Raw genomic sequence first — 23,634 nt, 5'->3', positions numbered from 1 at the left:
GGTCCATGGCAGACACAGACGACACCCGCGTGGAGCACCATCCCGATCGTCAGCGTTTCGAGATCCTCGTCGGTGAGGAGGTCGCCGGCTACGCCGAGTATCGGCAGACCGATCCGACGGTCCGGGACTTCGACCACACCGTGACGCTTCCCGAGTTCCGCGGCCGCGGACTCGCGGCCGTCCTGGTGCGTCACGCACTCGACGACACACGCGCCGCGGGGCTGAAGATCGTCCCGTCGTGCTCCTACGTGCACCACTTCGTCGAGACGCACGAGGAGTACGCCGATCTGACCGTGTGAGCCGGGACTCGCGACACCGTGTCGGTGGGCCGCGTTACGGTCGCCCCATGAACGACCTGAACAGTGTCGACCTCTCGCCCGAGGCCGCCTGGAGCCGGTTCCGCACCCTGCTCGCCGATCACCTCGACGGGATGCCGGCGGGACACTCTCTGGTGCTCGCGTGCCCGCACGCCGACTCCGATCCGGTTCCGCCGTGCCTGCAGTTCTACGGATGGGACGACGAGACGGTCCGGTGCGAGGTGCTGGCGGACGAGTACCTCGCCGAGCACCGCCGGTGGACGTCCGAGGGGCGCGCACTGCTGGAGCAGTTCGGGTTCGCGCCGCCGCCGTCGCGCCCGCACACCGCTCGCCGCGATGACGAGCCGGTGAACTGGTTCGTCGATCGCCCGCGGCGCTACGCCGACCAACTCGCCGACGCCGCTGTCCGCGTCCTGCACTCGGTGTGGGGTGTCCCGCATCCGTCGTTCCTCGAGCTGGACGGTGACCTGTGCGGCCCCGTGATCGAGGACCGGTTCGGCGCGTCGTCCACGGACCCCGAGGACGCGCCGCCGTCCGACCCTGTCCCGTTCGACCCGCTGCGGCCGGTCCGCACGTCCGGTCCCGAGGCCCGTCTCGAGATCATCGAGCAGACGCTCCTGCACATCCTCGGGTTCGTGCCGCACCCCGACGAGGACGGCGACTACCCGTTCCGTCTCGGGCCGGCCTGGCTCTACCTGTGCCCCACCCCGGAGGCACCGTTCGTACAGATCCTCGCGCCGCTCGCGGCCGGCGTCACCGACGAGGCGCGAGCACTGTCGGTCGTCAACGACGTCAATCGCCGGTGGCCGCACGTCAAAGTGCTGCTGGACGAGGATCGCATCGTCGCCACCATCGACGTCACGGTGGTGCCGTTCGTCCCGCAGCACGTGGCCGACATGCTGGCCGTCATGGAGAAGTTCGCCGGCGAGGCCGCCGAGCATCTCCGGGCCGGGCTCGGGGCGCGGCCCTACCTCGACGCGTTCGGTGAACCGACGCCCGAGTACGACGCGGGTGACGGGACGGACGAGCACGGCGGTCCGGCGATTCCCGAGGCACTGCGCGCGATCGCCGAGGCAGTGTGGGAGCGCGGCGCCGACATCGACGTCGAGGAGGTGCTGAACGCGTGCGGACACGATCGCACGCGCGTCGTCCGCTTCCTGGACGTGGCGCGCGAGTGCGAGCTCTCCGCCCTCGATCGCACGCTCGACGACACCGATCCGCGAGTCGCCGCGTCTGCCGGTCTCGATGCGCGGGTCTGGCGCACCACCTCCGCGCTCCTCACCTCCGCGCACCGGCGTCTGGCCGCCGACCGCGTCGACGGACCGACGCGGTCGTCCGGCTCCCAGCTCGACCTGTTCGGGACCGACCTCGCCGGCGGAACCGGTGACAGCCTCTTCGACTGACGAGAAGGGTGCTGCCGATAGCCTTCGATGTGTGGTGACCACTCCGCGCTACGGCGGCGACAGCCTGTCCGATCTTCTGCCGTCGGTGCTCGGCGCACTCGGCGTCCCCGGTGAGTCCGACACCGTCGGGCTGGGGTTGTCCGGGGTCCGGCGGGTCTGCGTACTGCTGGTCGACGGCCTCGGAGCTCGACAGTTGGCGGCGCACGCCTCGGCAGCGCCGACACTCTCCTCGCTCACCGAGCGGGTCGTCACCGCCACGTTCCCGTCCACCACCGCGACGTCGTTGGCGTCACTGGGCACCGGACGCACGCCCGGTGAGCACGGCATCGTCGGCTACCTCACCGCCGTGCCCGGCTTCGACCGTCCGATGAATCCGCTGCACTGGCGTCTGCACGGTCAGGGACCCCGCGTCGATCTGCTCGCCGAGCTCGTTCCGGAACAGTTCCAACCTCGCGACACCGTGTTCGAGCGCGCCGCGGCGGACGGGGTGTCCGTCACTCGCATCGCGCCGTCCTACCAGCGCGAGTCCGGGCTCACCCGCGCCGTGCTGCGCGGCGGGGACTTCTCCGCGTCGGTGTCCGCGGGCGATCTCGTCGCCGAGACCTCGCGCGCGCTGCGGCGCGGCCGGCGGTCACTCGTCTACTCGTACTGGTCCGAACTCGACCTCACCGGCCACGTGCGCGGGCCGGACTCCGACGCGTGGCGCCACGAGCTGACTCAGGTCGACACCATCGTCGCCGGCATCCTCGGCGAGTTGCCCTCCGACGCAGCGCTGATCGTCACCGCCGATCACGGGATGGTGCAGATCGGCACCCGCGTGGACATCGACGCGACGCCCGCGCTCACCGCCGACGTCCGAATGATCTGCGGCGAACCCCGCGCGCGCCACGTCTTCGCCGACGCCGGCGCCGCTGCCACGGTGCTCGATGCCTGGCGGGAGACCCTGGGTCCGGACCACTTGGTGGTGGGCCGCGACGATGCGGTCTCCCGGGGCTGGTTCGGGCCGTCGGTGCGCCCCGACGTCGCGGCGTGCATCGGTGACGTCCTGGCTCTGGCTCTCGGCGACGGCGCCCTGATCCGCCGCGGGGCCGAACCGAACCAGTCGGCGCTGCCCGGCCATCACGGCTCCCTGACCGACGTCGAGATGACCGTTCCTCTCCTCGTGGCACGGGGCTGACACGCCAAGAATCGCCCTGATTCCAACGCTTCGCGGGGCGCCGCGACGGTCCTACGGTGGGACGAGTGACCCTCGACAACTCTTCTCTCGCCCTGCACTGGTTCCTTCCCACCTACGGCGACAGCAGGGCGATCGTCGGCGGCGGACACGGCACGCGAGTCGGCGCCGCAGGCGGAGATCGTCGCGCGAGCATCGGGTACCTGTCGTCCATCGGCCGCGCGGCCGAGGAGTTCGGCTTCACCGGTGCACTCACCCCGGCCGGCGCGTGGTGCGAGGACGCGTGGCTCACCACGGCGATGCTCGCCCGCGAGACCGAGAAGCTCGCATTCCTCATCGCCTTCCGACCGGGTCTGATCAGCCCGACCCTCGCGGCGCAGATGTCGGCGACGTTCAGCAACCATGCGCCCGGCCGACTCCTGCTCAACGTCGTCACCGGGGGCGAGGCTCACGAGCAGCGTCAGTACGGCGATCACCTGTCCAAGGACGAGCGGTACGCCCGCACGGACGAGTTCCTCACCATCGTCCGCGGCCTCTGGCGCGGCGAGTCGGTGACGCACCAGGGCACGCACATCCAGGTCGAGGACGCGTCGCTGCCGTTCCTCCCCGACCCCACGCCTCCGCTGTACTTCGGCGGCTCCTCTCCCGCTGCGGGCCCGGTGGCGGCGGACCACTCCGACGTCTATCTCACGTGGGGTGAGCCGACCACGGCCGTGGCGAAGAAGATCGAGTGGATCCGCGGACTCGCGGCCGAGCGCGGACGCACCGTGCGCTTCGGCATCCGCCTGCATGTGATCACCCGCGACACGTCCGAGGAGGCCTGGAAGCAGGCTGGCGCGCTCGTCGAGGCGCTCGGCGAGGACGCCGTCGCGACGGCGCAGTCCAACCTGGCGCGGAGCGAGTCGGTGGGCCAGCGCGCGATGCTCGCCCTGCACGAGGAGAGCCGCAGGACCGGGTCCTGGAAGGACCCGCGCGCACTCGAGATCTCCCCCAACCTGTGGGCTGGTGTCGGCCTGGTGCGCGGCGGAGCCGGAACGGCCCTCGTCGGGAGCCACACCGAGGTGGCCGATCGCATCGCGGAGTACGCGGCCGTCGGCATCGACGAGTTCGTTCTCTCCGGCTATCCACACCTCGAGGAGCTGTACTGGTTCGGCGAGGGTGTCATCCCCCAGCTGCGCAGCCGCGGATTGTTCTCCGGCGGCGCCGCGGCACGCGCCACGGGCCACACCCCGTTCCTCCCCGCCCGATGACCACCGAACCCGGCCCGAAGACCCTGCCGCCAGTGCTCGACGACGACGCTGCGCTGGCCGTCGCCGCCGCGCTCGGGGCGAAGATCGCCCCGTCCGCGATCGAACGTGACCGCGATCGACGGCTGCCCGGCCCGGAACTGGACCTGCTGTCCGCGTCGGGGCTGCTGGGCATCACCGTGCCCGCGGAGTTCGGCGGCAGGCCGGTCTCGGCGCGCACCCTCGCCGCGGTGTTCCTCTCGCTCGCTCGCGGGGACGCCAGCATCGCGCAGATACCGCAGAGCCACATGACCTTCCTCGACGCGCTGCGGCGACAGGGATCGACGGAGCAACAGCGACGCTTCTTCGCCGAGGCCCTCGCCGGTCGCCGCTTCGCCAACGCCCAGAGCGAGCGCGGCACACCCTCCATCGCGGTCGACCGGACCACGGTGACGTCCCGTCCGGACGGCACCTCGTCGCTGAACGGCACCAAGTACTACTCGACGGGCGCGCTCTTCGCACACTGGTTGGTGGTCCGCGGCGTGCAGGCGAGCCCCGGCGAGCAGGGTGATCAGAGCCGAAAGGTGCTGGCCTACATCCCGGCGGACGCACCCGGGGTGCTCGTCGGGGACGACTGGGACGGGCTCGGGCAGCGCACGACGGCCAGCGGCACCGTGACCCTGACGGACGTCGTGGTGCCCGCCGACTCCCTCGTCCCGTACTCCGCCCTCTTCGACGGCGCGACCACCTACGGGGCGCGCGCTCAGCTGCTGCACGCCGCCATCGACGCCGGCATCGCCCGCGCCGCCGTCGACACCGCTCGCGAGGTCGTGGTCGTCGCTCGCCCTCCGGTGGACGCCGACGTGGCGACGGCCGACCGGGATCCGTTGCTGCTGCAGCAGTTCGGCGAGGTGGAGATCGGGGTGCGCGGGGCCGAGGCGCTCGTGCGCGAGGCCGGCGAGGCGATCGACGTGGCCGAGCGCGAGCTCACACCGGACAGCGCCGCGGCGGCCTCCATCGCGACAGCAGCGGCCAAGGTCGCCTCGGCGCGTGCGTCCCTCGACGCCACCACGGCACTGTTCGACGCGGGCGGAACTCGCAGTGCCGCAGCCTCTCTACGGCTGGACAGGCTGTGGCGCGACGCGAGGACCCACACGCTCCACGACCCTGTGCGATGGAAGACTCAGCACGTCGGCCGGTACGCGCTCACCGGGGCGCACCCGCCGCGCCACGGACTGATCTAGTCGCGCACCGGTGTCGCGGCGTAGGGACGCCCGAACTGCGTCCGGACTCCGTCGGAGTACAGCACGGAGTCCGGCGGGCGGGCGGCCAGGTCCCCCACGCCCGCCGCGGCCATGAGCTGGTCGTCGCAGCGCACCAGGGTCGCCGCGCGCAGCGGCCACCGGCGGTGGGTGTTGGGGACGAAGACGGGTCGGCCCGCGACGGACGTGTGCATCCCCCACCGAGCGGTGAGGAACACCGACAGCGGATCGTCGGACATGTCCGTGTCGCCGGGGGACACGGTGAAGTCGGTCGTCGCACCACGGTGCGGCGGTGCCAGTCGCCGAGAGCGGTAGCCGACGACCCGGTTCCGAGGATCACCGTCGTCGACGATGTCGATGTGCGACCAGCGATACCGCACCCCCGCCGCGTTCGTGGCCAGCACCACTGCGGCACGGGTGGCGTCGAGAGAACGGAACACGACCCCTCGGCGACCGTCACCGTCGCGGCTGTAGAGCCGCACGTTGATCTCGCCGAAGGTTCCGAGTCGCGGTACCGGTCGGCCGTACCCCAACCCTGCCCCCACCATCTCGAAGCCGATCAGTCCGACATAGGTGTACCCGTCCATCGTGTCGGGCACGATACCGCGAGGCAGCAACGGCGCGACGACGTCCGGGGCGACACGCCAGTGCAGGAACACGAGGCGTTCCCACCGCTGGTCCATGATCACGGGGCGCGGCAGAACAGGCGGGCGAGGCCAGAGATCGACGCTCCGGTCACGCACCGAAGAGGTTCTTGGCCTTGAGGATCAGCTCGTAGACACCCCAGGCGAAGGGAACCCCGACCCACAGCCAGGACACCACCACGACGGGCACACGCGCGCCCTGCTTCATCTCGCTCATACCGTCGCCTCGTTCTTGTCGTTCGTGCCCTCGTCGGTCGCAGTGCCCGGCGTCGTCGCCTCCGGGTCCGGCTCCGAGTACTTCGGATCCACGGGCTTGATCAGTTCGTTCGCGACGAAGCCGATGGACAGCAGGACGATCATCGTCACGAACGCGGGAACGTACCGTCCGGTGGTTCCCTCCTCGCCGAGGTCGGCGATCGCGTTGACGATCAGTGGTCCGAGCACGCCCGCGACCGACCAGGCCGTCAACAGTCGTCCGTGGATGGCACCGACCTGATAGGTACCGAACAGGTCACGCAGGTAGGCGGGCGCCGTGGCGAAGCCTGCACCGTAAAACGACAGGATCACCATCGCGCTGACGAGGAACAGGACCTTGTTCGTGTTCGTGAAGAGCGAGATGTACAGGTAGAGAAGCGCGCCCACACCGAGGTAGAGACGATAGATGTTCTTGCGACCCACCAGGTCGGACACCGACGACCACACGAACCGGCCGAGCATGTTCGTCAGCGAGAGGAATGCGACGAAGCCCGCGGCCGCTGCCACCACGGATTCCGGGGCGGTGGGGTCGGGAAAGAAGTCGGTGTAGATGCCCGCGGCGCGCTCGAGGATGCCGATGCCGGCGGTGACGTTGAAGCACAACACGATCCACAGCAACCAGAACTGCGGGGTCTTGACGGCGTTCGCCGCGGACACGCGTGCGGTGTGCTGACCCGCCGGGGTCTGCGGTGGCGTCCACCCGGCCGGCTTCCAGTCGTCGGCGGGAACCCGGATCAGCACGACGCCGAGCGCCATGAAGACGGCGTAGCCGAGGCCGAGCGTGAGGAACGTCGTGGCAATCGAGGCATCGGTGTTGCCGCCGTACGCGGACAGGAGCTTGGTGGTCAGGGGCGAGGCCACCAGGGCGCCGCCGCCGAATCCCATGATCGCGATACCCGTCGCCATGCCCGGGCGATCGGGGAACCACTTGATCAGCGTGGAGACCGGGGAGATGTACCCGATGCCGAGGCCGATGCCGCCGACGAGTCCGTATCCGACGATCACCAACCAGAACTGGTCGAGGCTCATGCCGAGGGCGGAGATGAGCAGCCCGGAGCAGAAGAAGAGGAGCGACATCGTCATGGCCCACCGCGGACCGTGCGTCTCCACCTTCGTCCCGAGCACGGCTGCGGAGAGGCCGAGCATGACGATGGCCAGCTGGAACGGGATCGCGGTCATCGTCCCGCTCAGTCCCATGGCGGTGTCGGAGGAGATGGCGGCCTTGAACACGCTCCACGCGTAGGCCTGGCCGATCGCGAGATGAATCGCGAGGGCGGCCGGCGGAATGAGCCAGCGGCTCCATCCCGGTGGCGCGACGATACGGGCGCGTTCGAGTACTGCTGGCATGGAGGTCGTCCTTCCGGCGCGGGTCACGCGCTCAGAGGTCGACCGCGTACTACCGTGCTTTCACCGATCCGACTCGTTCCAAACAGGACGAAGGCACGGACGCACGTCAGAGCGTGTCCCGCGAGATCTGATCGGACACCGAATGGGTGTTGTCGGCCGAGATCTCCCGCGTACCGGACCGGGAGATGAGATCGTCGATGCGCTGGTCGAGGCCCACGGTGCGCTGCACGGCGTCCAGGCTCCGGTGCTCGATCTCCGCCACCGCGATCTCGTCGACCACGCGTGACAACGCGGCGACCCGGTCGATCACCTGATCCCACACCGGGATGAGATCGGCTCGGCGCACGAGCACCTCGCGTCGACCCTCCTCGTCCACCGTGTCCCCCTGCGCCTCGAAGGCCGCGGTGAGTTCCGCGTCCAACTGGGCGAGTGCGACCACGTCCACCGCGATCTGCACCAGTTCGGTTCCCGGGTCGAGCTGCGCCCGGGCCACCGCGAACAGGTCCGAGCGCCAGATCCGCGAGGAGAGGATCCGGTCGTGGTACATCCCGGCGAGGAACAGCAGGGTGTCGTAGCGATCGGCGAACCGATCCGCGTCCGTGCCCGCGAGGGTGCGGACGACGTCGGCGCCCCGCGCGTGCAGCGTGTCGAGGCGCTCCGCCGCGGCGCCGCCGAGGATCCCTCGGGCTCGCGAGAGTGGACCGGGTCCGACACCGAGCGGAGTCGGCGTGTGCCGCAACGCCTCGAAGAGGGCGGTGCGCTGGTCGACGTCGAGGTGGATGCCCTCGCGCCGCTCCCGGCGGATCGCGCGGACCCCCGACGCGTAGTGACCGGAACTCATCACGAACCGCGTGCGGTACGACCCCAGTCGACGTTCGAGCAGCACGTGCCGTTGCAGCAGAGCCAGGCGCGTGGGCCCGGTGCGCAGTACGGCCGTGCGACCGTCGATCCAGTGCAGCTCCTCCGTGATCAGCCGCAGGGTGCCGAATCCGCCCAGTGCGGGGAACTTCCGGCCGGCGCGCAGGCGCGCGAGCGCGATGCCGCGCGTCTCCTCGTCGAGACGACCCAGTGCGACGAGCAGCGCGGCGCGGTCGGACAGCGGCTCGTGAGCGCGTCCGGACCGGTCCGACTCGATGCGTGTCGACTCGGCGATGGTCCGCACGGTGTCCGCTCGACGGGCACGCATGTCCGCGGGGTCACTCGTCACCGTTCTCCACCTCCCCCACCGATTCTGCAGGTGCCACCAGTGTTCCAGATCGAGTCGGGACACGGTTCTCACGTCCGCGGCCACCCCCGCGCGGCACTACCATCGAAGCGTGACGAACATCGAACGACTACGCCACCTCGCCGAGCTCCACGGCGTCGCCACGTCGTACGAGGGGTGGGACAAGGCCCGCCGCGACGTCGGTGAATCCACCCTCCGCTCGGTCCTGACGGCGCTCGACGTGCCCGTCGACAGCGACGACGACATCGAGACCGCGATCGTCGATCACGACGAGGCACCCTGGCGGCGCACCGTGCCGGCGGTCGTCGTGGTCACGTCCGGCAAGGACCACCACGTTCCCGTCCACGTGCCGCACGGGACGTCCGTGACGGTCACCGTCGAGCTCGAGGACGGCGGCACGCGCGAGGCGGCTCAGCAGGACGTCTGGGTCGACCCCCGCGAGATCGACGGCGCCCTCGTCGGCCGGGCCACGTTCGCCGTCCCGGTCGATCTCCCGCTCGGATGGCACACGCTGCGCGCGGAGGGGGACGACGGTCTCGAGGCGTCGTGCACGCTGGTCGTCACGCCGGCCCGTCTGTCCACCGCCGAGGCACTGTCCGACCGTCAACGATGGGGCGTGCTGGCGCAGCTCTACTCCATCCGGTCCGCACAGTCGTGGGGCATCGGCGATCTGGCCGATCTGGCCGACATGGCGGCGATCCTGGGCGGCGAGCACGGAGCGGACTACGTCCTGGTCAATCCTTTGCACGCCGCGGCGCCGCGGCCACCGATCGAGGCCTCGCCCTATCTGCCGACCACCCGTCGATTCTTCAATCCGCTCTACATCCGCGTCGAGAACATCCGCGAGACAGCGATGCTGCCGCGCGACAGGTATGCCCGCATCCGCGACACCGCGCGCCGACTGCACCGCGCCGACGGTCGCACGGACGATCTGGACAGGGACAAGTCTCTGCGCGCGAAACTCCGTGCGCTCGAAGCGATCTTCCTCGTTCCGCGGAGCGCGTCCCGCCAGGCCGCGTTCGACGAGTTCCGCGCCGCGGAGGGCGTGGGCCTGCACAACTTCGCCACGTGGTGCGCACTGACGGAGAAGCTGTCGCCGGACGACACGCGATGGCAGACGAAGGCCGCCGCCCCCGGCACGCCGTGGGTCCAGCGGCAGCAGGCGAAGCTCGCGCATCGCATCGAGTTCCACAGCTGGCTCCAGTGGATCTGCGACGAGCAGCTGGCCGAGGCGCAGGCCACCGCGCACCGGGCGGGAATGGCCATCGGTGTCGTGCACGATCTGGCTGTGGGAGTGCAGCTCTCGGGTGCCGACGCCTGGTCCCTGGGTTCCGCACTGGCCGAGGGCGTGACCGTCGGCGCTCCCCCGGACGACTTCAATCAGCAAGGGCAGCAGTGGAACCAGCCACCCTGGCGGCCCGACCGGCTGGCCGAACTCGGGTACGCACCGTATCGCGACATGCTGCGCACCGTGCTCAAGCACGCGGGCGGGCTGCGGGTCGACCACATCCTCGGACTGTTCCGGCTCTGGTGGATCCCCACCGATGCCGAGACTCCCGCGGGCGGCACCTATGTCACGTACGACCACGAGGCGCTCATCGGCATCCTCGCGCTCGAGGCGGAACTGGCCGGCGCCGTGGTCATCGGTGAGGACCTCGGCGTCTTCGAACCCGTCGTCCAGGACTACCTGGCCGAGCGGGGAGTGCTGGGCACTTCCATCCTGTGGTTCGAGCGGGACGACGACGGCCCCATCGCCCCGGAGAAGTATCGCGAGCTGTGCCTGACCTCGGTGACCACCCACGACCTGCCGCCCACCGCCGGGTACCTGGCGGGTGAGCACATCGATCTGCGATCGCGGCTCGGCCTCCTCGAGAGAGCCGTCGACGAGGAGCGTGCGCAGGACGAGGAACAGCGTGAGTCCGTGCTGGACCTCGCGCGCGAGCGTGGCCTGCTCGCGGACGGTGCGTCCACCGGGGAGACGGTCGCGGCGCTGTACCGGCTGATCCAGCGCAGCCCGTCCCTGCTCATCGGAGTGGCACTGGTGGACATGGTCGGCGAGCACCGCATCCAGAACCAGCCGGGAACCGACGAGACCCAGTATCGGAACTGGCGCGTTCCCCTCGCCGACGCCACGGGCCGCGCGGTCTCGGTGGAGGACCTGCGGCGCGCGGACCCGTTGGTGCAGTACTGAGACGCCCTCACCCCGCCGACGCGGCGGGGTGAGGGGTGGTCGTCAGATCGCGCCGAGCAGGGACTCGTCGTCGCGCTTCTCGCCGCTCTTCAGCATCTCGCGCGCGGTGTCGAGTCCTTCCCACACGTTCCACATCAGCACACCGCGCAGCACGGAGTCGTCGTCGAGGTAGTACACGACACCCTCCTTGCCGGGCGTCTTCCAGTCCTCGACCGTCCTGAGGTCGGTGCTCATCGTGCCCACCGCCTGGTAACCGTTGTCGAACACGTCGGAGTAGAAGTACGGCGTGTACGTGTACGGCTCGGTGGAGCCGGCCATGATCTTGCCGACCGTCTTTCCCATGCTGTTGGCGTTGTCCACGTGCTCGATGCGACGACGGCCCAGGATCGCGTCGGGGTAGTTGGCGACGTCGCCCGCGGCGTAGACGTGCTCGTCCGCCGTGCGCAGGAACTCGTCGACCACGATGCCGTTGTCGACGTCGAGCCCCGACTGCTCCGCGAGGTCGGTGTTCGGCGTCACGCCGAGCCCGAAGACCACCGCGTCGGCATCGATCGTGGAACCGTCGCTGAGGGTCAGCGACACCGCATTGCCCTGCTGCGCACCGGAGTCGACCTTCACACCCGTGCGGACCGTGACGCCGTGGTCCTCGAAGTCCTGCTGGAACACCGACGCGAGGTCCGCGGGGAACATGTGGCCGCCCACCACGTCGTCACTGCTCACCAGGGTGACGGTGACCGTGTTCTGCGCGAGCGCCGCGGCGATCTCGGTGCCGATGTAACCACCGCCCACCACGACGATGTGGGTGCCCTCCGTCGCCAGCGCCCGCAGGCGCCGGTAGTCCGCGAAGGTGCGGAAGTAGACGACCCGCTCGGACGGACGCAGGTCCAGCGTCGTCGGGGTCGCCCCGGTCGCCAGCAACAGCGATCCGTAGTGGTGGGTGTCCCCCTTGTCGGTGGTCACCGTGCGGGCGTCGCGATCGATCGACGTGACCGTCGTCGACAGCACCAGCGTCGCACCCGTCTCCTCGGTGCCCAACGGCACCTCGTCGGTGGTGAACTCCGCGTCGGTCCACAACTTCTTGCTCAGCGCGGGGCGGGTGTAGGGACCGTCGACGTCGGAGCCGACGACGAGGATGGTGCCGTTCTCGTCGTGCTCGCGGATCCCCTTGGCGGCGTTGTCGGCCACCATTCCTCCACCGACGATGACGTAGTCGTACTCGGACACGTTGTACCCCTCTTCATGAGCCGTGCGCGCCGACCGAGTCGGGCCGCGCGTCACCTGCACAGGGAGTAGCCGATGCGGACTCCGCGGAAACCCGACCGTGTCGTACCTGCGTGCTGTGATGAGTTCCGACGCTCGGCCGAGTCACATCCGACGGGCGCATCGTCGTGTCACGTCCGGAAGGGAAGTCTCATGGCCTCACGCAGTTCGGGTGCCACCGCCATCAGCGCGGTCGGCCTCGTCAAACGGTACGGGGGCGTCGACGCACTCGACGGTCTCGATCTCGAGGTGCCCGAGGGCACGGTCATGGCACTGCTCGGGCCCAACGGAGCCGGGAAGACCACCACCATCCGCGTGCTCACCACACTGCTGCGGGCCGACGCCGGCACCGCACGGGTGGCGGGCCTCGACGTCGTCGCCGACGCGGCGGAACTCCGCTCACGCATCGGCGTCTCGGGGCAGTACTCCGCGGTGGACGAGTATCTGACGGGCTTCGAGAACCTCGACATGGTCGGCCGGCTGTACCACCTCGGGAAGAAGCGCAGCCGTGATCGGGCACGTGAACTGCTCGAACGGTTCGACCTCGTCGAGGCGGCCGACCGGCCGGTCAAGGGCTACTCGGGTGGGATGCGCCGACGCCTGGACCTGGCGGGCGCCCTCGTCGCCGATCCACCGGTCCTCTTCCTCGACGAGCCCACCACCGGGCTCGATCCTCGCGCCCGCCTCGAGCTGTGGTCGGTGATCGAGGAACTGGTGCAGGGCGGGACGACCCTGCTCCTCACCACCCAGTACCTCGAGGAAGCGGACCAGCTGGCCGACGAGATCGCGGTGATCGATCGTGGTCGCGTCATCGAGCGCGGCACCGCCGACGAACTGAAGTCGCGAGTGGGCGGAGCCAGGCTGGAGTTCGCCTTCGACACGGACGGCGATCTGACGACGGCGCAGGGCGTCATGGAGCGTTTCGCACCGGGTCAGGTCACCTCCGATGCCGCGTCCCGGCGGCTCACGGTCGGTGCGGACGACGGGACCACCACGTTCGTCGACGCGCTGGTCCTGCTCCGCGAGAACGGCGTCACCCCTGCCGACGCCTCGCTGGGCAAGCCCAGCCTCGACGACGTCTTCCTCACTCTCACCGGCCAGACGTCGACCCGGCCCGACGCGGCCGATCAGCAGCCCAGCGGACAGGAGACGGCCCGATGAACTCACCCACCACGGCGCTGAGCGACGGCGCGACCATCGCCCGACGCAACCTCATCAAGATCAAGCGCGTCCCCGACCTCATCGTCTTCACGCTGCTGTCGCCGATCATGTTCGTCCTGGTCTTCGCGTACATCTTCGGGTCGGCCATCGAGATCCCCGGCATGTCCTACCGCGAGTTCCTCATCGCCGGCATCTTCGCGCAGACCGTCATCTTCGGGTCCACGTGGACCGGCCTCGGGCTCGCGGAGGACATGCAGAAGGGCATCATCGACCGCTTCCGCTCCCTGCCCATGGCTCCGTCTGCGGTGCTCGTCGGACGGACCAGCAGCGACATCGTCATCAACGTCATCAGCCTGGTCGTGATGTCCCTGACCGGTCTGCTGGTCGGCTGGCGCATCCGGTCGTCGTTCTGGGAGGCCGCGGCGGGATTCGGGCTGCTGCTGCTCTTCGCCTACGCACTGTCCTGGGTGATGGCGGTGATCGGACTGTGGATCCGGACGCCCGAGGTGTTCAACAACGCCAGCTTCATCGTCATCTTCCCGCTGACGTTCATCGCCAACACGTTCGTGCAGAGTCAGGATCTGCCCGGGATCCTGCAACCCATCGCCGAGTGGAATCCTGTCTCCGCCATCACGCAGGCGAGCCGGGTGCTGTTCGGGAACACGAACCCGACGATGCCGCCTCCGGACGCGTGGCCACTCCAACACCCGGTGCTCGCGACGGTGGGATGGTCGATCCTCATCCTGATCGTCTTCGTACCGTTCGCCATCCATCGCTACACCAAGGCGGTGAGCCGCTGACGTGCTGAGCCGGGGCGGCCGCACCTCGCGTTCACAGCCTGATCACACGAAGTTCGTGTAGAAATTATCTCCTGTGACGGCAACCAGACCTCCTGCGGAGACTGCAGCGGCCGCCCCGTCCGGCGGGGCGCGCCGACCGCAGGAGTTGCTGCGTCGCGCCCGCCGCGCGGACATCGCGGTCCCGGCGATCGCCTTCCTCCTGCTCGCCCCGCTCTACAGCGCACTGTCCGTCGTCGGTCAGCACCAGCTGCGCACCTCCGGTTTCGACCTCGGCATCTTCGTGCAACAGATCGCCTCGTACGCACGCCTCGACGCGCCGACGTCGGATCTGCTGGGCACGGGCTACAACACGCTCGGTGATCACTTCTCTCCGATCACCGCACTGCTCGCGCCCTTCTACCGACTCGCCCCTGTCCCCGAGACCCTGCTGATCGCCCAGGGCGTCCTGTTCGCCGTGGGTGTCGTGCCCCTCTCCCGGTGGGCGTGCCGCAGCCTCGGCACCGTCGCGGGCATCGTGGTGGCCCTCGGCTACGGACTGTCGTGGGGCCTGCAGTCGGCACTGAACTTCGACTTCCACGAGATCGCCTTCGGCGTCCCGATGCTGGCCTTCGCCATGGCAGCGCTCGGCCAGGGGCACTGGCGTGCCGCGGTGGCGTGGACGCTCCCGCTCGTCTTCGTCAAGGAGGACATGGGGCTGACCGTCATCGTGATCGGCGCCCTGATCGCCTGGTGGACCACGGGTCGCACACGGATTCTGGGCCTGGCGACGGCAGCGTGGGGCGCGGCGTGGATCGTGCTGGCCATCACGGTGGTCATACCGCTGCTGAGCGCCGACGACGCCTACGGTCAGGGCTCGAAACTTCCACCCCTCGGTGAGGGCATCGCCGACACCACACACGGTCTCGTCAGCGGGGACTCGCGCGCCGCGACCGTGCTGCTGCTGTTGGCCGTCACCGGCTTCGCAGCACTGCGGTCACCGTTGACGCTGGTGGCAGTACCCACCGTCGCATGGCGGTTCCTCAGCGACAACACCAATTTCTGGAAGCCGATCTTCCATTACAACGCGATCCTCATGCCGATCCTGTTCGCCGCGTTGATCGATGCACTCATTCGCGGTCGGCGCGACATGCACCTGTCACCGCGTGCCCAGAGAGTGGTGCTCGCCGCCGTCGCCGCCGTCGCTCTGGTCGCGCTGCCCTTCCAGCCGCTGGCTCGGCTCGCCGACGCCGACGGGTGGCGCGTCGACCCGCAGGTGACCACCGCGAGAGCCGTGTCGGCATCCATACCGCCAGGGGACCGCGTGTCGGCCTCCAACAACCTGGTCCCGCAGTTCGTGTCCGACCACCCCGTCTCGGTGTTCCCGCAGCGGGAGACCGATTCCACGACACCGGACTGGATCGTCGTGAACATCGGCCGGCCCGCCGGGTGGCCCAAGGACGAGTCGGGCGACAACACGGCGATCAGTGCAGCTCTCGCGGACGGTTACTCGGTCGCCTCCGACGTGAACGGCATCCTCGTACTTCGTCGGTGACGGGTCAGCGTCCGGGAACGGGATTCGTCCAGCCCGGGTCGGGTGCCGCATGCCGACCTTCTCCGGACGGCTGTACCGACTGCGGCGCGGTGTCGCTCGCCGACGGCGGAGCCGGGTTGCTCACCGACGGCGGAGCCGGGTTGCTCATCGTCGCAGCTCTCGGCGACGGCTGACGGGGCTCGTCGTCGTCACCGCGAGGCGGCGACGGAGGATCGATCGGGTCGCGATCCGGATCGGGGCCGGTGTGCGGCCCATGACCACCGGACTGCACCTGCGGAATGCCCGGGAGCGGCGCGGGGCCGGGACCCGGTGTCGGGTCGGGGCGCGACGGTGCGGGGTCCGGCTCGGGAACCGGTGCCGGCGCGGCAGGTGCCGTGACGGCCGGCGCCGGCTCGGGAGCCTCCTCGACCTCGACGACGTCGGCGACGTCGTCGACCACCGGAGCCGGGGCCGTCGCGGGGGGCGGCGGTGCCGTGTCGACCGGCGGCGCGACCGGCTCGGGTGCCGTGACCGCCGGGGCGGGCGGCGTGACGCCGGGGATCTCGAACGGAAGCGGCGGAAGCTGGAAGACGAACGGCGCCGGCGCGGTGCCGTTCTGCACGGCTGCGGCCTGGTCCTCTCGCCGCTCCCTCCGCTCGTCGGCTTCCTGCGCCGCGAGGTCGTCGGCTGCCTGCTTCGCTTCCTTCTCCTGGCGTTCGCGTTCCGCGTCCTCTGCCGCGCGCTCCTTCTGCGACAACTCGTCGCGACGCCTGCTCTCGGCGACCTTCTCCGCCGCCGTGTTCGGTTCGTCGTTCACCGATGTCGGGGCAGCGGACGCCTCGGGAGCGACGAGGACGGACGCGCAGGTCACCAGCCCCCAGGCACCCACGGCCATCGCACTCACGGCCAGACCGGATCCCACTGTGCGTCGGCGGCGTACGGGCGCGCGGTGCGTCATCGTGTGTCTCTCTCGAGTCGTGGCGGGAGGAGGGCCGGAAGACGGGTCACGGAGCGGGACAGACGCCGGTGCAGTCGATCTTGCGGACGATGGCGAAGCCGTCGTCGTCCTCCCGCACCGTGAACTGCTGGTCGTACCGGAACTCCCGGCCGTCCGGAACCGTGAGTGTCAGGACGGCGTCGAAGACGAGCGGGTCGGAGGTGGGCGCCACGTCGATGCGGTGCCGTATCGCCGGGTCCACCGCGTCGATGGATCGCTGCAGATCGGCCACCGTGGCGTCCACACCGGCCGTGTCGGACAGATCCCAGAGCGCTGCGGCCGCTGCGGCGTCGCGATCTCGGTAGTACAGATCGTCGTAGCGCACGATCACGGCGGGACCACTCGCGCGGGCAGCATCGATCGGCGGCGGCGCCGCCGACGCGGTCTGATCGGCCGCGTCCGCACCGACACCCGCGGTGGCGACCGGGACTGGTGCGGAATCCGCGGGGGCGCGCTGCATCATGACGGCGGTGCCGAGTCCTCCCGCGACGAGAAGGGCACCGAGGGCGGCGAGGGCGGGAAGTCGCCCGCTGCGACGACTCGGCCGGGTGTCGGCAGAGCGCGCGCGCAGTGTCGCCGTCGTGCTGTCGAAGGAGGGTGTGTGGTCGTCGGCGTGCAGACCCGGGTGCGCGTCGGGAACGATCGGGCGTACCGGCCCGCGCGTCCGCATCACGACGGCGGCGACGTGCGACCAGGCGCGGCGAACGTCCGCATCGGAGTCCGACGTGGACGGCACGTCCAGCACGGTGCGGACGCCCGCATCCCCGAGCACGCGTCGCAGATCCGTGGAGCCGGACCGCGAACCGGCATGTACCGCATCGTGTTTGACGACGACGATGCGATCCGACCAGGTGTCGCGGCCGCTGCCGCGGAGCGAGTCCATCAGTGCCACGACGCGCAGTGCGGCGGCCTCGGAATGGGGAATCGGGACGACGATCGAGTCCGCGTCGTCGATCATCGCGACGAAGTACGGCTCGTCGCTGCGGGCGTGCACGACGACGGTCTGCCGGTGGTGCTTCAGGACGGTCAGAACGGCCTCAATGGCGTGCGGGTCCTGCAGCGACGCATCCGCTCCGAGAGCATCGTGCCCTTCGGGCCGGGTGTCGACGTAGTGGGACAGTGCTCGCGGATCGCACTCGGGTGCCACCAGGGCCTCGACGTCCTCGGCGATCTGCGCGGCGGCACCGTGCCCGGTGGCCTCACCGGCCAGATCCCAGGCGATCACGCCCCCCGGCCGACGCTCGCCGACCGCTGCGGACATCCCGGCCAACGCATCGGTGCCGAGATCCTCGCCGAGGCCGATGTCGGCGATCACGATGCGGTGTCGGACGGGGAGAGCGCCGGACAGGACCCGCCGATCCTCGCTCTCGGTGGTCCCGGGGTGCGAGCCGAACAACCCGCGGCGGTGCGGTCGCGGTTCGTGTTCGACGCCCGGGGTGAGGAATGTGGACACTAGGCGAGCTCGTCGCGGCTCGGTGCCGAGGTGGACCGGACGACGGGCAGGTGGTGACGACTCCTCATACCCTGTCCCCCGTCCTGTTTTCACCGCCTGTAACGGTCCCCCCGACCGCAGTCGAGGAGAATATAGCGCACACGCACGACGTGCGGGCAGTGCTCGGACAACCGACTGCCACGACACGCCGCGCGCGGGAGTCAGGAGTGACCGAAAGGCACCGGTGAGTCGCGACGCAGTCCGCTGGCCCGCAGCACCCGGCGACGGACACCGGCGCGCACCGACTCCTCGCTGCCGATGATGCGCACGGTGCGGCGGGCGCGCGTGATGGCCGTGTACAGCAGTTCCCTCGTCAACAGCGACGACGTCTCGTCCGGGATGACCACCGAGACGGTGTCGTACTGGCTTCCCTGACTGCGGTGAATCGTCATGGCGTACACCGTCTGCACGGCCGACAGCCTGCTGGGATGAACGAGGAACGGAGTCGACCCGCGCGCGAACGCGGCGACCACGCCGCCGTGTCCGTCGTCGACGACCACGCCGGTGTCGCCGTTGTAGATACGGTTGTCGTGGTCGTTCGTCGTCACAAGGAGCGGTTGCCCGAGATACCACTGTGCGGCGTCCAGGAAGGTCGAGGTGTCGGCGCCCACGCGGTCCATCGCCCACCGTGCCCAGTGATCCACACCGGAGGGGCCCTCACGGTGCGCGCACAACAGGCGGTGCCGCTCGAGAGCGGCGAGGGCCGCGGCCGCATCACCGGACGCGGCGGCCGCGGTCACGGCCCGGGCGGTGGAGACCACATCGCGTTCGAGCGACGACACGTCGGACCGCGGACCGAACTCGAGGGCGGGATCGCCCGAGTTCAGCAGGCGCACCACCTCGTCCTCGTCGCCGTCACGCACAGCGACGGCGAGATCGGCGATGACACCGCCGAACCGACGCCCGCGGCTCAGTCGCACGGTGCCCGCGGCGAGTCGGCGCACCTCGCCCGTCGAGAGACTCTTCTCCGACGAGTCCCCCGCCGCCGGGACGGACCCGAGGTCGGCGCCCACCAGGGCGGTGACCACCTCCGGCAACGCCGCCGTCACCGGCCGCGCGACCAGATCGGCCAACACCGCGCCCGCGTCCACCGAGGTCAGCTGGTCGGGATCGCCGACCAGTACGAGCCTGGTGTCGGCGCGGACCGCCTCCATGAGTCGGCTCATCAGCGTGGACGACACCATGGACGTCTCGTCGACGACGACCACGTCGTACGGGAGCCTGTTGTGTGCGTCGTGACGGAACCGACTGCGGCTGCCGGGCTGCCAGCCCAGCAGCCGATGCACCGTCATCGCCGGGATGTCGCCTCGCAGTCCGAGTTCCGGTGCCTGCTCGGCCACCGACTCCTGCAGTCGCGCAGCCGCTTTCCCGGTCGGCGCGGCGAGCCCGATCCGTAGACCGGGGCCGTGCACTGCGGTGAGCAGAGCGAGAATGCGCGCGACCGTGTGCGTCTTGCCCGTTCCGGGGCCGCCCGCGATGACGGTGGTCCACCCGGTCACCGCGAGTGCCGCCGCGATGCGCTGCCTGTCGGGCACCTCGGTGCTCGGGAAGTAGGTGGCCAGTCCCTGCCGCACCGCCTCCACGTCGACAGCCGGCGCGTCGAGTGCGCGCGCAGCCAGCACGTCCCGGATCACTTTCTCCTGCAAGTAGTACCGCTGTAGGTAGAGCAACGGGCCGTCCGCGGTGTCCACCACGAGCACCGGTCGCAGCGGACCGCTCTCCCCGCCCAGGACGAGTGGGCTCGCCCGGAGGGCGGCCACGACCGCCGCGTCGTCCGGCCACGGCAGAGCGTCCGTGTCGACCCCGTCGTCGGCCGTGACGTCGCGCAGGCGGGTCAGGTCCAGGCACACCGAGCCGACGCGCACCGCGCGCACGGCGAGTGCCACGGCGAACAGCGCCAGTTCGTCCCGTTCCCCGCCGAGCGCGCCGAGTCGGAGGGCGACGTGCACGTCGGCCGCGGTGAGGACGCCGACGTCGTTGAACGCGCGCAGCACTCCCTTGCCGCGCTGCGCGACAGCGCCCGGGTACGCCGCGGTCACGACCGGACTCCTGCGAGCAGATCGGACAGCGCCGTCACGAGATCGGGGGACGGCGCCCAGGAGAAGACCCCGCGCCCGGGCGGAGTGTCCGGGCCGATCATGCCTCGGACGAAGTGGTACTGCACTCCTCCGAGGTGTACCCGGGGGTCGTATCCCGGTCGACGCCACCGCAGATAGCGATGCAGCGCAACGGAATAGAGCAGTGCCTGCAGCGGATAGTGCGACTCCATCATCTCGCCGGCCATGTCCTCGACCGTGAAGTCGTCGACGGTGAGGTCGCCACTTCTGATGCGATTGGTCTTGTAGTCCACCACCACGTAGCGGGAATCGTCGGACGACCCGACACGCAGGACCGTGTCGACACTGCCGGTGAGGTAGCCCCGGAGCGTCCGGTCGTCGAGTCGGCGCATCCGCTGCGGATAGGCCGCGAGCACGTCGTCCGAAGCGAGGTGGTCCGCCACGAGATCGGCGACGGCGTGCACGGTCACGTGCGCCGTCGCGGCGTGGTCACCGCCCGACAACGGGATCTCGAAGTCCATCTCGGCGAGCCTGTTCGACGGGTGGACCTCGGCGAGCGTGCCGGTGCCCGCCGCGCCGAAGTCCAGGGGCGTGCGCAGGACGGCCGTCAGCGCCCGAGAGAGATGATCCGCGTCGATGTCGGCACCGTGTGCCGAGACGGCCTCGACACACCGGCGCTGCACCTCTGCAGGCAGATCGTCGACGGAGGTGTCGACGTACTCGAGAATCTCGTGCACCAGGGTGCCGAACGCGGCTCCCGCGGGCAGACCGTTCATGAGCGAGGGGGCCCCCGCGCCCACACCTGCCGCGAACGGGTCCTCCACCGGTTCGTCGCCGAGTATCGGGTCCTCGGATTCGACGACCTCGACCGGCTGATCGTGCGCGCCCGCGGTCAGCGCGGAGTAGGACGTTCGCCGCCACGCGGTGTCCAGCCTCCGGTCGAAGTCCGCGACGGCCAGTGCGCCACCGCTTCTCTCGGACGTCCGCGCGGGCCGGGCCACCACCGTCACGTCCTGCACCGCCTCGACGCCGATCGCGCTGCCGCAGCGCGACTGCAGGGTCGTCGTCGCGGAGGCATCGTCCTGCAGGCGCACCGTCGACTCCGGTTCCGCGATGCCGGGCACTCTGCCGAAGAGCAGTCGATGCAACGGGGACGCCGCCGTGATCGCCGTCGGTGCCCACCACAGCACCAGACGGCACTGCGCGCGGGTCAGGGCGACGTAGAGGAGGCGCATCTCCTCGCCCGCCGCCTCCTCGTCGTGGCGCTGCTTGCGTTCGCGGTACCCCGGAGTGGAGGACCCACCGACGTCGCGCACACGCGCACCCTCGTCATCGTGGAAGAGCAGGGTGTCCGGATCGAACGATCCGGCGGCACCCCACGCGAACGGGACGTACACGATCGGGAACTCCAACCCCTTCATCGCGTGCACCGTGGCCACCTGCACGGCCTCGGCATCGCTGTCGAGCCGTCGGCTGCGGTCGGCCACAGCGCCGCTCGTGGGGTCCTGGATCCGGTCGGCCAGCCAGCGGGTCAACGAGGTCACCCCGTGTCCGCCCTCGAGCGACTCGCGCTGGACGAGTTGCGCGACGTGCCGCAGGTCTGTCAGATCGCGTTCACCGGATTCGGTTGCCAGCAGACGTTTCTGGAGCTCGGTGGATCCGGTGAGATTCTCGACCATCGCCGCGAAGCCCACCCCCGTGACGAGCGCGGACCACTCGCGGCAGCGCGCACTCAGTGCGGAGGTCGCGGCGTCGCCACCCTCGTCGAGGCTGCGAGCAGACCATCCGAGCAACGGTGTGAGCGCGGCGCGCCGCACGACGTCGGCACGGTGCGGTTGCTCCAGTGCCTGCAGGAGCAGCAGCCAGTGCACCGCGGACTCGGTGGCGAACACCGACGAGCCGCCGTACAGCACGGACGGCACGCCGGCGCGCTCGAGAGCGGACCGCACCTGCTCGGCCTGTCTGCCCGACCGGACGAGCACGGCGATGTCTCCGGGAGCGACAGGCCGCGGCGACGCGCCGTCGACCGTCAGCGTCGCGTCGCCGTCGAGAAGCGCGACGATGTCCTGCGCGACGTCGTCGGCGATACGCAGTCGGACCTTCTCGGTGGCCGGGAGGCCCTTGTTGTTCAGCGGACCGGAGCCCGTTCGACCGAACACGCGCAGGCGCACTGGAGGCAGCGGGTCCCGCGTCGTGGCGGCCAGCAGCCGAGGTTCCCGGTGCGATGCCGTCACCGGAGTGACGACGATGTCGGGATGTCCCAGTGCGGCACCCTCGTACAGGTGCGCGAGCGAGCCGATCACGGCCGCGTCGCTCCGCCAGTTGGTGGTGAGTGCCAGATGCCGGTCCGCCACCGCGACCGCGTCGAGGTAGCTGAGCACCTCGGCGCCGCGGAACGCATAGATGGCCTGCTTGGGATCACCGACGAGAACCAGGGTGCACTGCCCGTGGAACGCCCTCCGCAGGATGGACCACTGCAGCGGGTCGGTGTCCTGGAACTCGTCGACGAGCACCACCGTGAACTTCTCGCGGACACGCGCGCACGCGGCCGGGCCGTGCGTCTCGTCCGACAGCACGCCGTGCAGGAGTTCGAGGAGGTCGTCGAAGTCACGGACCCCGAGCCTCCGCTTCCGGCGCTCGGTCTCCTCCCGCGCCTCGCGGGCCACCGCGACCCGCTGACCGGCCGCCGTGTCGTCGGGAGCGTCCGGACTGAGCACGGCCCGCCGGTCCGAGACCGCGGCCCGGGCCACCGTGCGCGCCTGCGCGACGGTCAGGGGCGGCGAACCGACCTCTGCGCTGTAGCGACGCAGATACAGGTCGTCGACCACGTCGTCGACGAGATCGTCCACGGACTCGACGAAGGTCGCGTCCGGTTCCCGCTCGCCCGCGATCCCGAGTCCGTCGAGCATGCGTTGGCAGAAGCTGTGCGTCGTGGCGATCGTCCCGGCGTCGAACTCCGACAGCGCCGTCAGCAGCCGAGTGCGCCGCAGCACCACCTCGTCGTCGTCGACGTCGGCGAGCAGTGCGATCAGCTCGTCACCGCCCGTACGGGCCGCCGACGGATCCGCCAGGGCGGCCGCGACCTCGGCGAAGCGTGCACGCGTGCGTTCGCGAAGCTCGCGCGTCGCGCCCTTGCTGAACGTCACCAGCAGTACGCCCGCGATGTCGGTGACGCCCTCGGCGACGTAGCGGGCGGCGAGGCCCACGATGGCGTAGGTCTTGCCCGTGCCGGCGCTCGCCTCGAGCACGGTGGTGCCCAGCGGGAGCGGCCCCGTCAGATCGAACGTGCTCATCGCTGCTCCATACCTTCGGG

The 23,634-nt window shown here is 70.2% G+C and carries 18 protein-coding genes; 9 read left to right on the top strand and 9 right to left on the bottom strand.

Translation table 11 applies throughout. The features are described 5' to 3' along the window. Positions 1-5 precede the first annotated feature (5 nt). The 5 genes from OHB23_RS09760 to OHB23_RS09740 all read left to right on the top strand — a co-directional run bounded on the left by OHB23_RS09760 (position 6) and on the right by OHB23_RS09740 (position 5,364). Complete coding sequence (locus OHB23_RS09760) at positions 6-299, top strand: GNAT family N-acetyltransferase (RefSeq protein WP_027504953.1); 294 nt, start codon at positions 6-8, stop codon at positions 297-299. A 47-nt stretch (positions 300-346) separates the two neighbouring features. After that, on the top strand, positions 347-1,720 hold the full coding sequence (locus tag OHB23_RS09755) for a T3SS (YopN, CesT) and YbjN peptide-binding chaperone 1 (protein WP_328811478.1): 1,374 nt from the start codon (positions 347-349) through the stop codon (positions 1,718-1,720). Between the two features lie 31 nt (positions 1,721-1,751). Continuing rightward, positions 1,752-2,897: an alkaline phosphatase family protein gene (locus tag OHB23_RS09750; RefSeq protein ID WP_307091894.1), complete on the top strand. Its 1,146-nt coding sequence runs from the start codon at positions 1,752-1,754 to the stop codon at positions 2,895-2,897. Positions 2,898-2,962: 65 nt separating this feature from the next. Continuing rightward, complete coding sequence (locus OHB23_RS09745; RefSeq protein ID WP_285184645.1) at positions 2,963-4,144, top strand: LLM class flavin-dependent oxidoreductase; 1,182 nt, start codon at positions 2,963-2,965, stop codon at positions 4,142-4,144. Then, complete coding sequence (locus OHB23_RS09740) at positions 4,141-5,364, top strand: SfnB family sulfur acquisition oxidoreductase (protein WP_328811477.1); 1,224 nt, start codon at positions 4,141-4,143, stop codon at positions 5,362-5,364. The genes OHB23_RS09745 and OHB23_RS09740 overlap by 4 nt, the downstream gene beginning before the upstream one ends. Here OHB23_RS09740 and OHB23_RS09735 read toward each other — a convergent pair. The 4 genes from OHB23_RS09735 to OHB23_RS09720 form a co-directional block, all read right to left on the bottom strand. Beyond that, entirely contained in the window at positions 5,361-6,125 is a 765-nt protein-coding gene (locus OHB23_RS09735; protein ID WP_328811476.1) for a YqjF family protein, read from the bottom strand. The two genes, OHB23_RS09740 and OHB23_RS09735, sit on opposite strands and share 4 nt — an antisense overlap. Next, positions 6,118-6,243 carry an MFS transporter small subunit gene (locus OHB23_RS09730; protein WP_328811475.1) on the bottom strand — a complete coding sequence of 42 codons (126 nt, stop codon included), beginning with the start codon at positions 6,241-6,243 and terminating at the stop codon, positions 6,118-6,120. The genes OHB23_RS09735 and OHB23_RS09730 overlap by 8 nt, the downstream gene beginning before the upstream one ends. Next, entirely contained in the window at positions 6,240-7,628 is a 1,389-nt protein-coding gene (locus OHB23_RS09725; protein ID WP_051613185.1) for an OFA family MFS transporter, read from the bottom strand. Before OHB23_RS09725 ends, OHB23_RS09730 begins: the two co-directional genes overlap by 4 nt. A 106-nt stretch (positions 7,629-7,734) precedes the next feature. Next, positions 7,735-8,835, bottom strand: coding sequence for a hypothetical protein (locus tag OHB23_RS09720; RefSeq protein ID WP_222645896.1), 1,101 nt, complete (start codon positions 8,833-8,835; stop codon positions 7,735-7,737). Between the two features lie 109 nt (positions 8,836-8,944). Between OHB23_RS09720 and malQ the strand changes: the two genes are divergently transcribed. Next, positions 8,945-11,044, top strand: a complete 2,100-nt coding sequence (gene malQ / locus OHB23_RS09715; RefSeq protein WP_328811474.1) for a 4-alpha-glucanotransferase — start codon at positions 8,945-8,947, stop codon at positions 11,042-11,044. 42 nt (positions 11,045-11,086) lie between these two features. On the opposite strand, the gene OHB23_RS09710 is transcribed toward malQ, so the two are convergent. Continuing rightward, complete coding sequence (locus OHB23_RS09710; protein WP_328811473.1) at positions 11,087-12,268, bottom strand: NAD(P)/FAD-dependent oxidoreductase; 1,182 nt, start codon at positions 12,266-12,268, stop codon at positions 11,087-11,089. Positions 12,269-12,457: 189 nt separating this feature from the next. Here OHB23_RS09710 and OHB23_RS09705 point away from each other — a divergent pair, with 189 nt between their 5' ends. The 3 genes from OHB23_RS09705 to OHB23_RS09695 all read left to right on the top strand — a co-directional run bounded on the left by OHB23_RS09705 (position 12,458) and on the right by OHB23_RS09695 (position 15,796). Then, positions 12,458-13,465 (top strand): daunorubicin resistance protein DrrA family ABC transporter ATP-binding protein, encoded by a 1,008-nt coding sequence (locus OHB23_RS09705; protein ID WP_027504945.1) that lies wholly within the window; start codon positions 12,458-12,460, stop codon positions 13,463-13,465. Beyond that, a complete protein-coding gene (locus OHB23_RS09700) occupies positions 13,462-14,265 on the top strand; it encodes an ABC transporter permease (protein WP_027504944.1) in 804 nt (267 codons plus the stop codon). The genes OHB23_RS09705 and OHB23_RS09700 overlap by 4 nt, the downstream gene beginning before the upstream one ends. A gap of 73 nt (positions 14,266-14,338) precedes the next feature. Beyond that, the gene (locus OHB23_RS09695; protein ID WP_328811472.1) at positions 14,339-15,796 is read left to right on the top strand and encodes a DUF2079 domain-containing protein; all 1,458 of its coding nucleotides are present in this window, start codon (positions 14,339-14,341) and stop codon (positions 15,794-15,796) included. A gap of 4 nt (positions 15,797-15,800) precedes the next feature. Here the strand turns inward: OHB23_RS09695 and OHB23_RS09690 are convergent, their stop codons facing one another. The 4 genes from OHB23_RS09690 to OHB23_RS09675 all read right to left on the bottom strand — a co-directional run bounded on the left by OHB23_RS09690 (position 15,801) and on the right by OHB23_RS09675 (position 23,614). Further along, positions 15,801-16,733 (bottom strand): hypothetical protein, encoded by a 933-nt coding sequence (locus tag OHB23_RS09690; RefSeq protein ID WP_328811471.1) that lies wholly within the window; start codon positions 16,731-16,733, stop codon positions 15,801-15,803. A gap of 46 nt (positions 16,734-16,779) precedes the next feature. Then, positions 16,780-18,225: a hypothetical protein gene (locus OHB23_RS09685; RefSeq protein WP_328811470.1), complete on the bottom strand. Its 1,446-nt coding sequence runs from the start codon at positions 18,223-18,225 to the stop codon at positions 16,780-16,782. A 200-nt stretch (positions 18,226-18,425) separates the two neighbouring features. Next, the gene (gene recD / locus OHB23_RS09680) at positions 18,426-20,303 is read right to left on the bottom strand and encodes an exodeoxyribonuclease V subunit alpha (protein WP_328811469.1); all 1,878 of its coding nucleotides are present in this window, start codon (positions 20,301-20,303) and stop codon (positions 18,426-18,428) included. Further along, the gene (locus OHB23_RS09675) at positions 20,300-23,614 is read right to left on the bottom strand and encodes a UvrD-helicase domain-containing protein (protein WP_328811468.1); all 3,315 of its coding nucleotides are present in this window, start codon (positions 23,612-23,614) and stop codon (positions 20,300-20,302) included. The genes recD and OHB23_RS09675 overlap by 4 nt, the downstream gene beginning before the upstream one ends. Positions 23,615-23,634 lie beyond the last annotated feature (20 nt).

This window comes from Rhodococcus sp. NBC_00294, from assembly GCF_036163995.1.
In the GTDB taxonomy this organism is placed as follows: Bacteria; Actinomycetota; Actinomycetes; order Mycobacteriales; family Mycobacteriaceae; genus Rhodococcoides.
The sequence above is the reverse complement of the archived record's forward strand: the minus strand, read 5'-3'. Positions and strand labels throughout refer to the sequence as shown.

Bases quoted from the DNA above. Each gene is read 5' to 3' on its own strand.
- OHB23_RS09740 (WP_328811477.1), top strand. From the start codon at position 4,141: ATGACCACCGAACCCGGCCCGAAGACCCTGCCGCCAGTGCTCGACGAC.
- OHB23_RS09690 (WP_328811471.1), bottom strand. From the start codon at position 16,733: ATGACGCACCGCGCGCCCGTACGCCGCCGACGCACAGTGGGATCCGGT.
- OHB23_RS09725 (WP_051613185.1), bottom strand. From the start codon at position 7,628: ATGCCAGCAGTACTCGAACGCGCCCGTATCGTCGCGCCACCGGGATGG.
- OHB23_RS09755 (WP_328811478.1), top strand. From the start codon at position 347: ATGAACGACCTGAACAGTGTCGACCTCTCGCCCGAGGCCGCCTGGAGC.
- OHB23_RS09700 (WP_027504944.1), top strand. From the start codon at position 13,462: ATGAACTCACCCACCACGGCGCTGAGCGACGGCGCGACCATCGCCCGA.
- OHB23_RS09760 (WP_027504953.1), top strand. From the start codon at position 6: ATGGCAGACACAGACGACACCCGCGTGGAGCACCATCCCGATCGTCAG.
- OHB23_RS09675 (WP_328811468.1), bottom strand. From the start codon at position 23,614: ATGAGCACGTTCGATCTGACGGGGCCGCTCCCGCTGGGCACCACCGTG.
- OHB23_RS09730 (WP_328811475.1), bottom strand. From the start codon at position 6,243: ATGAGCGAGATGAAGCAGGGCGCGCGTGTGCCCGTCGTGGTGGTGTCC.
- OHB23_RS09705 (WP_027504945.1), top strand. From the start codon at position 12,458: ATGGCCTCACGCAGTTCGGGTGCCACCGCCATCAGCGCGGTCGGCCTC.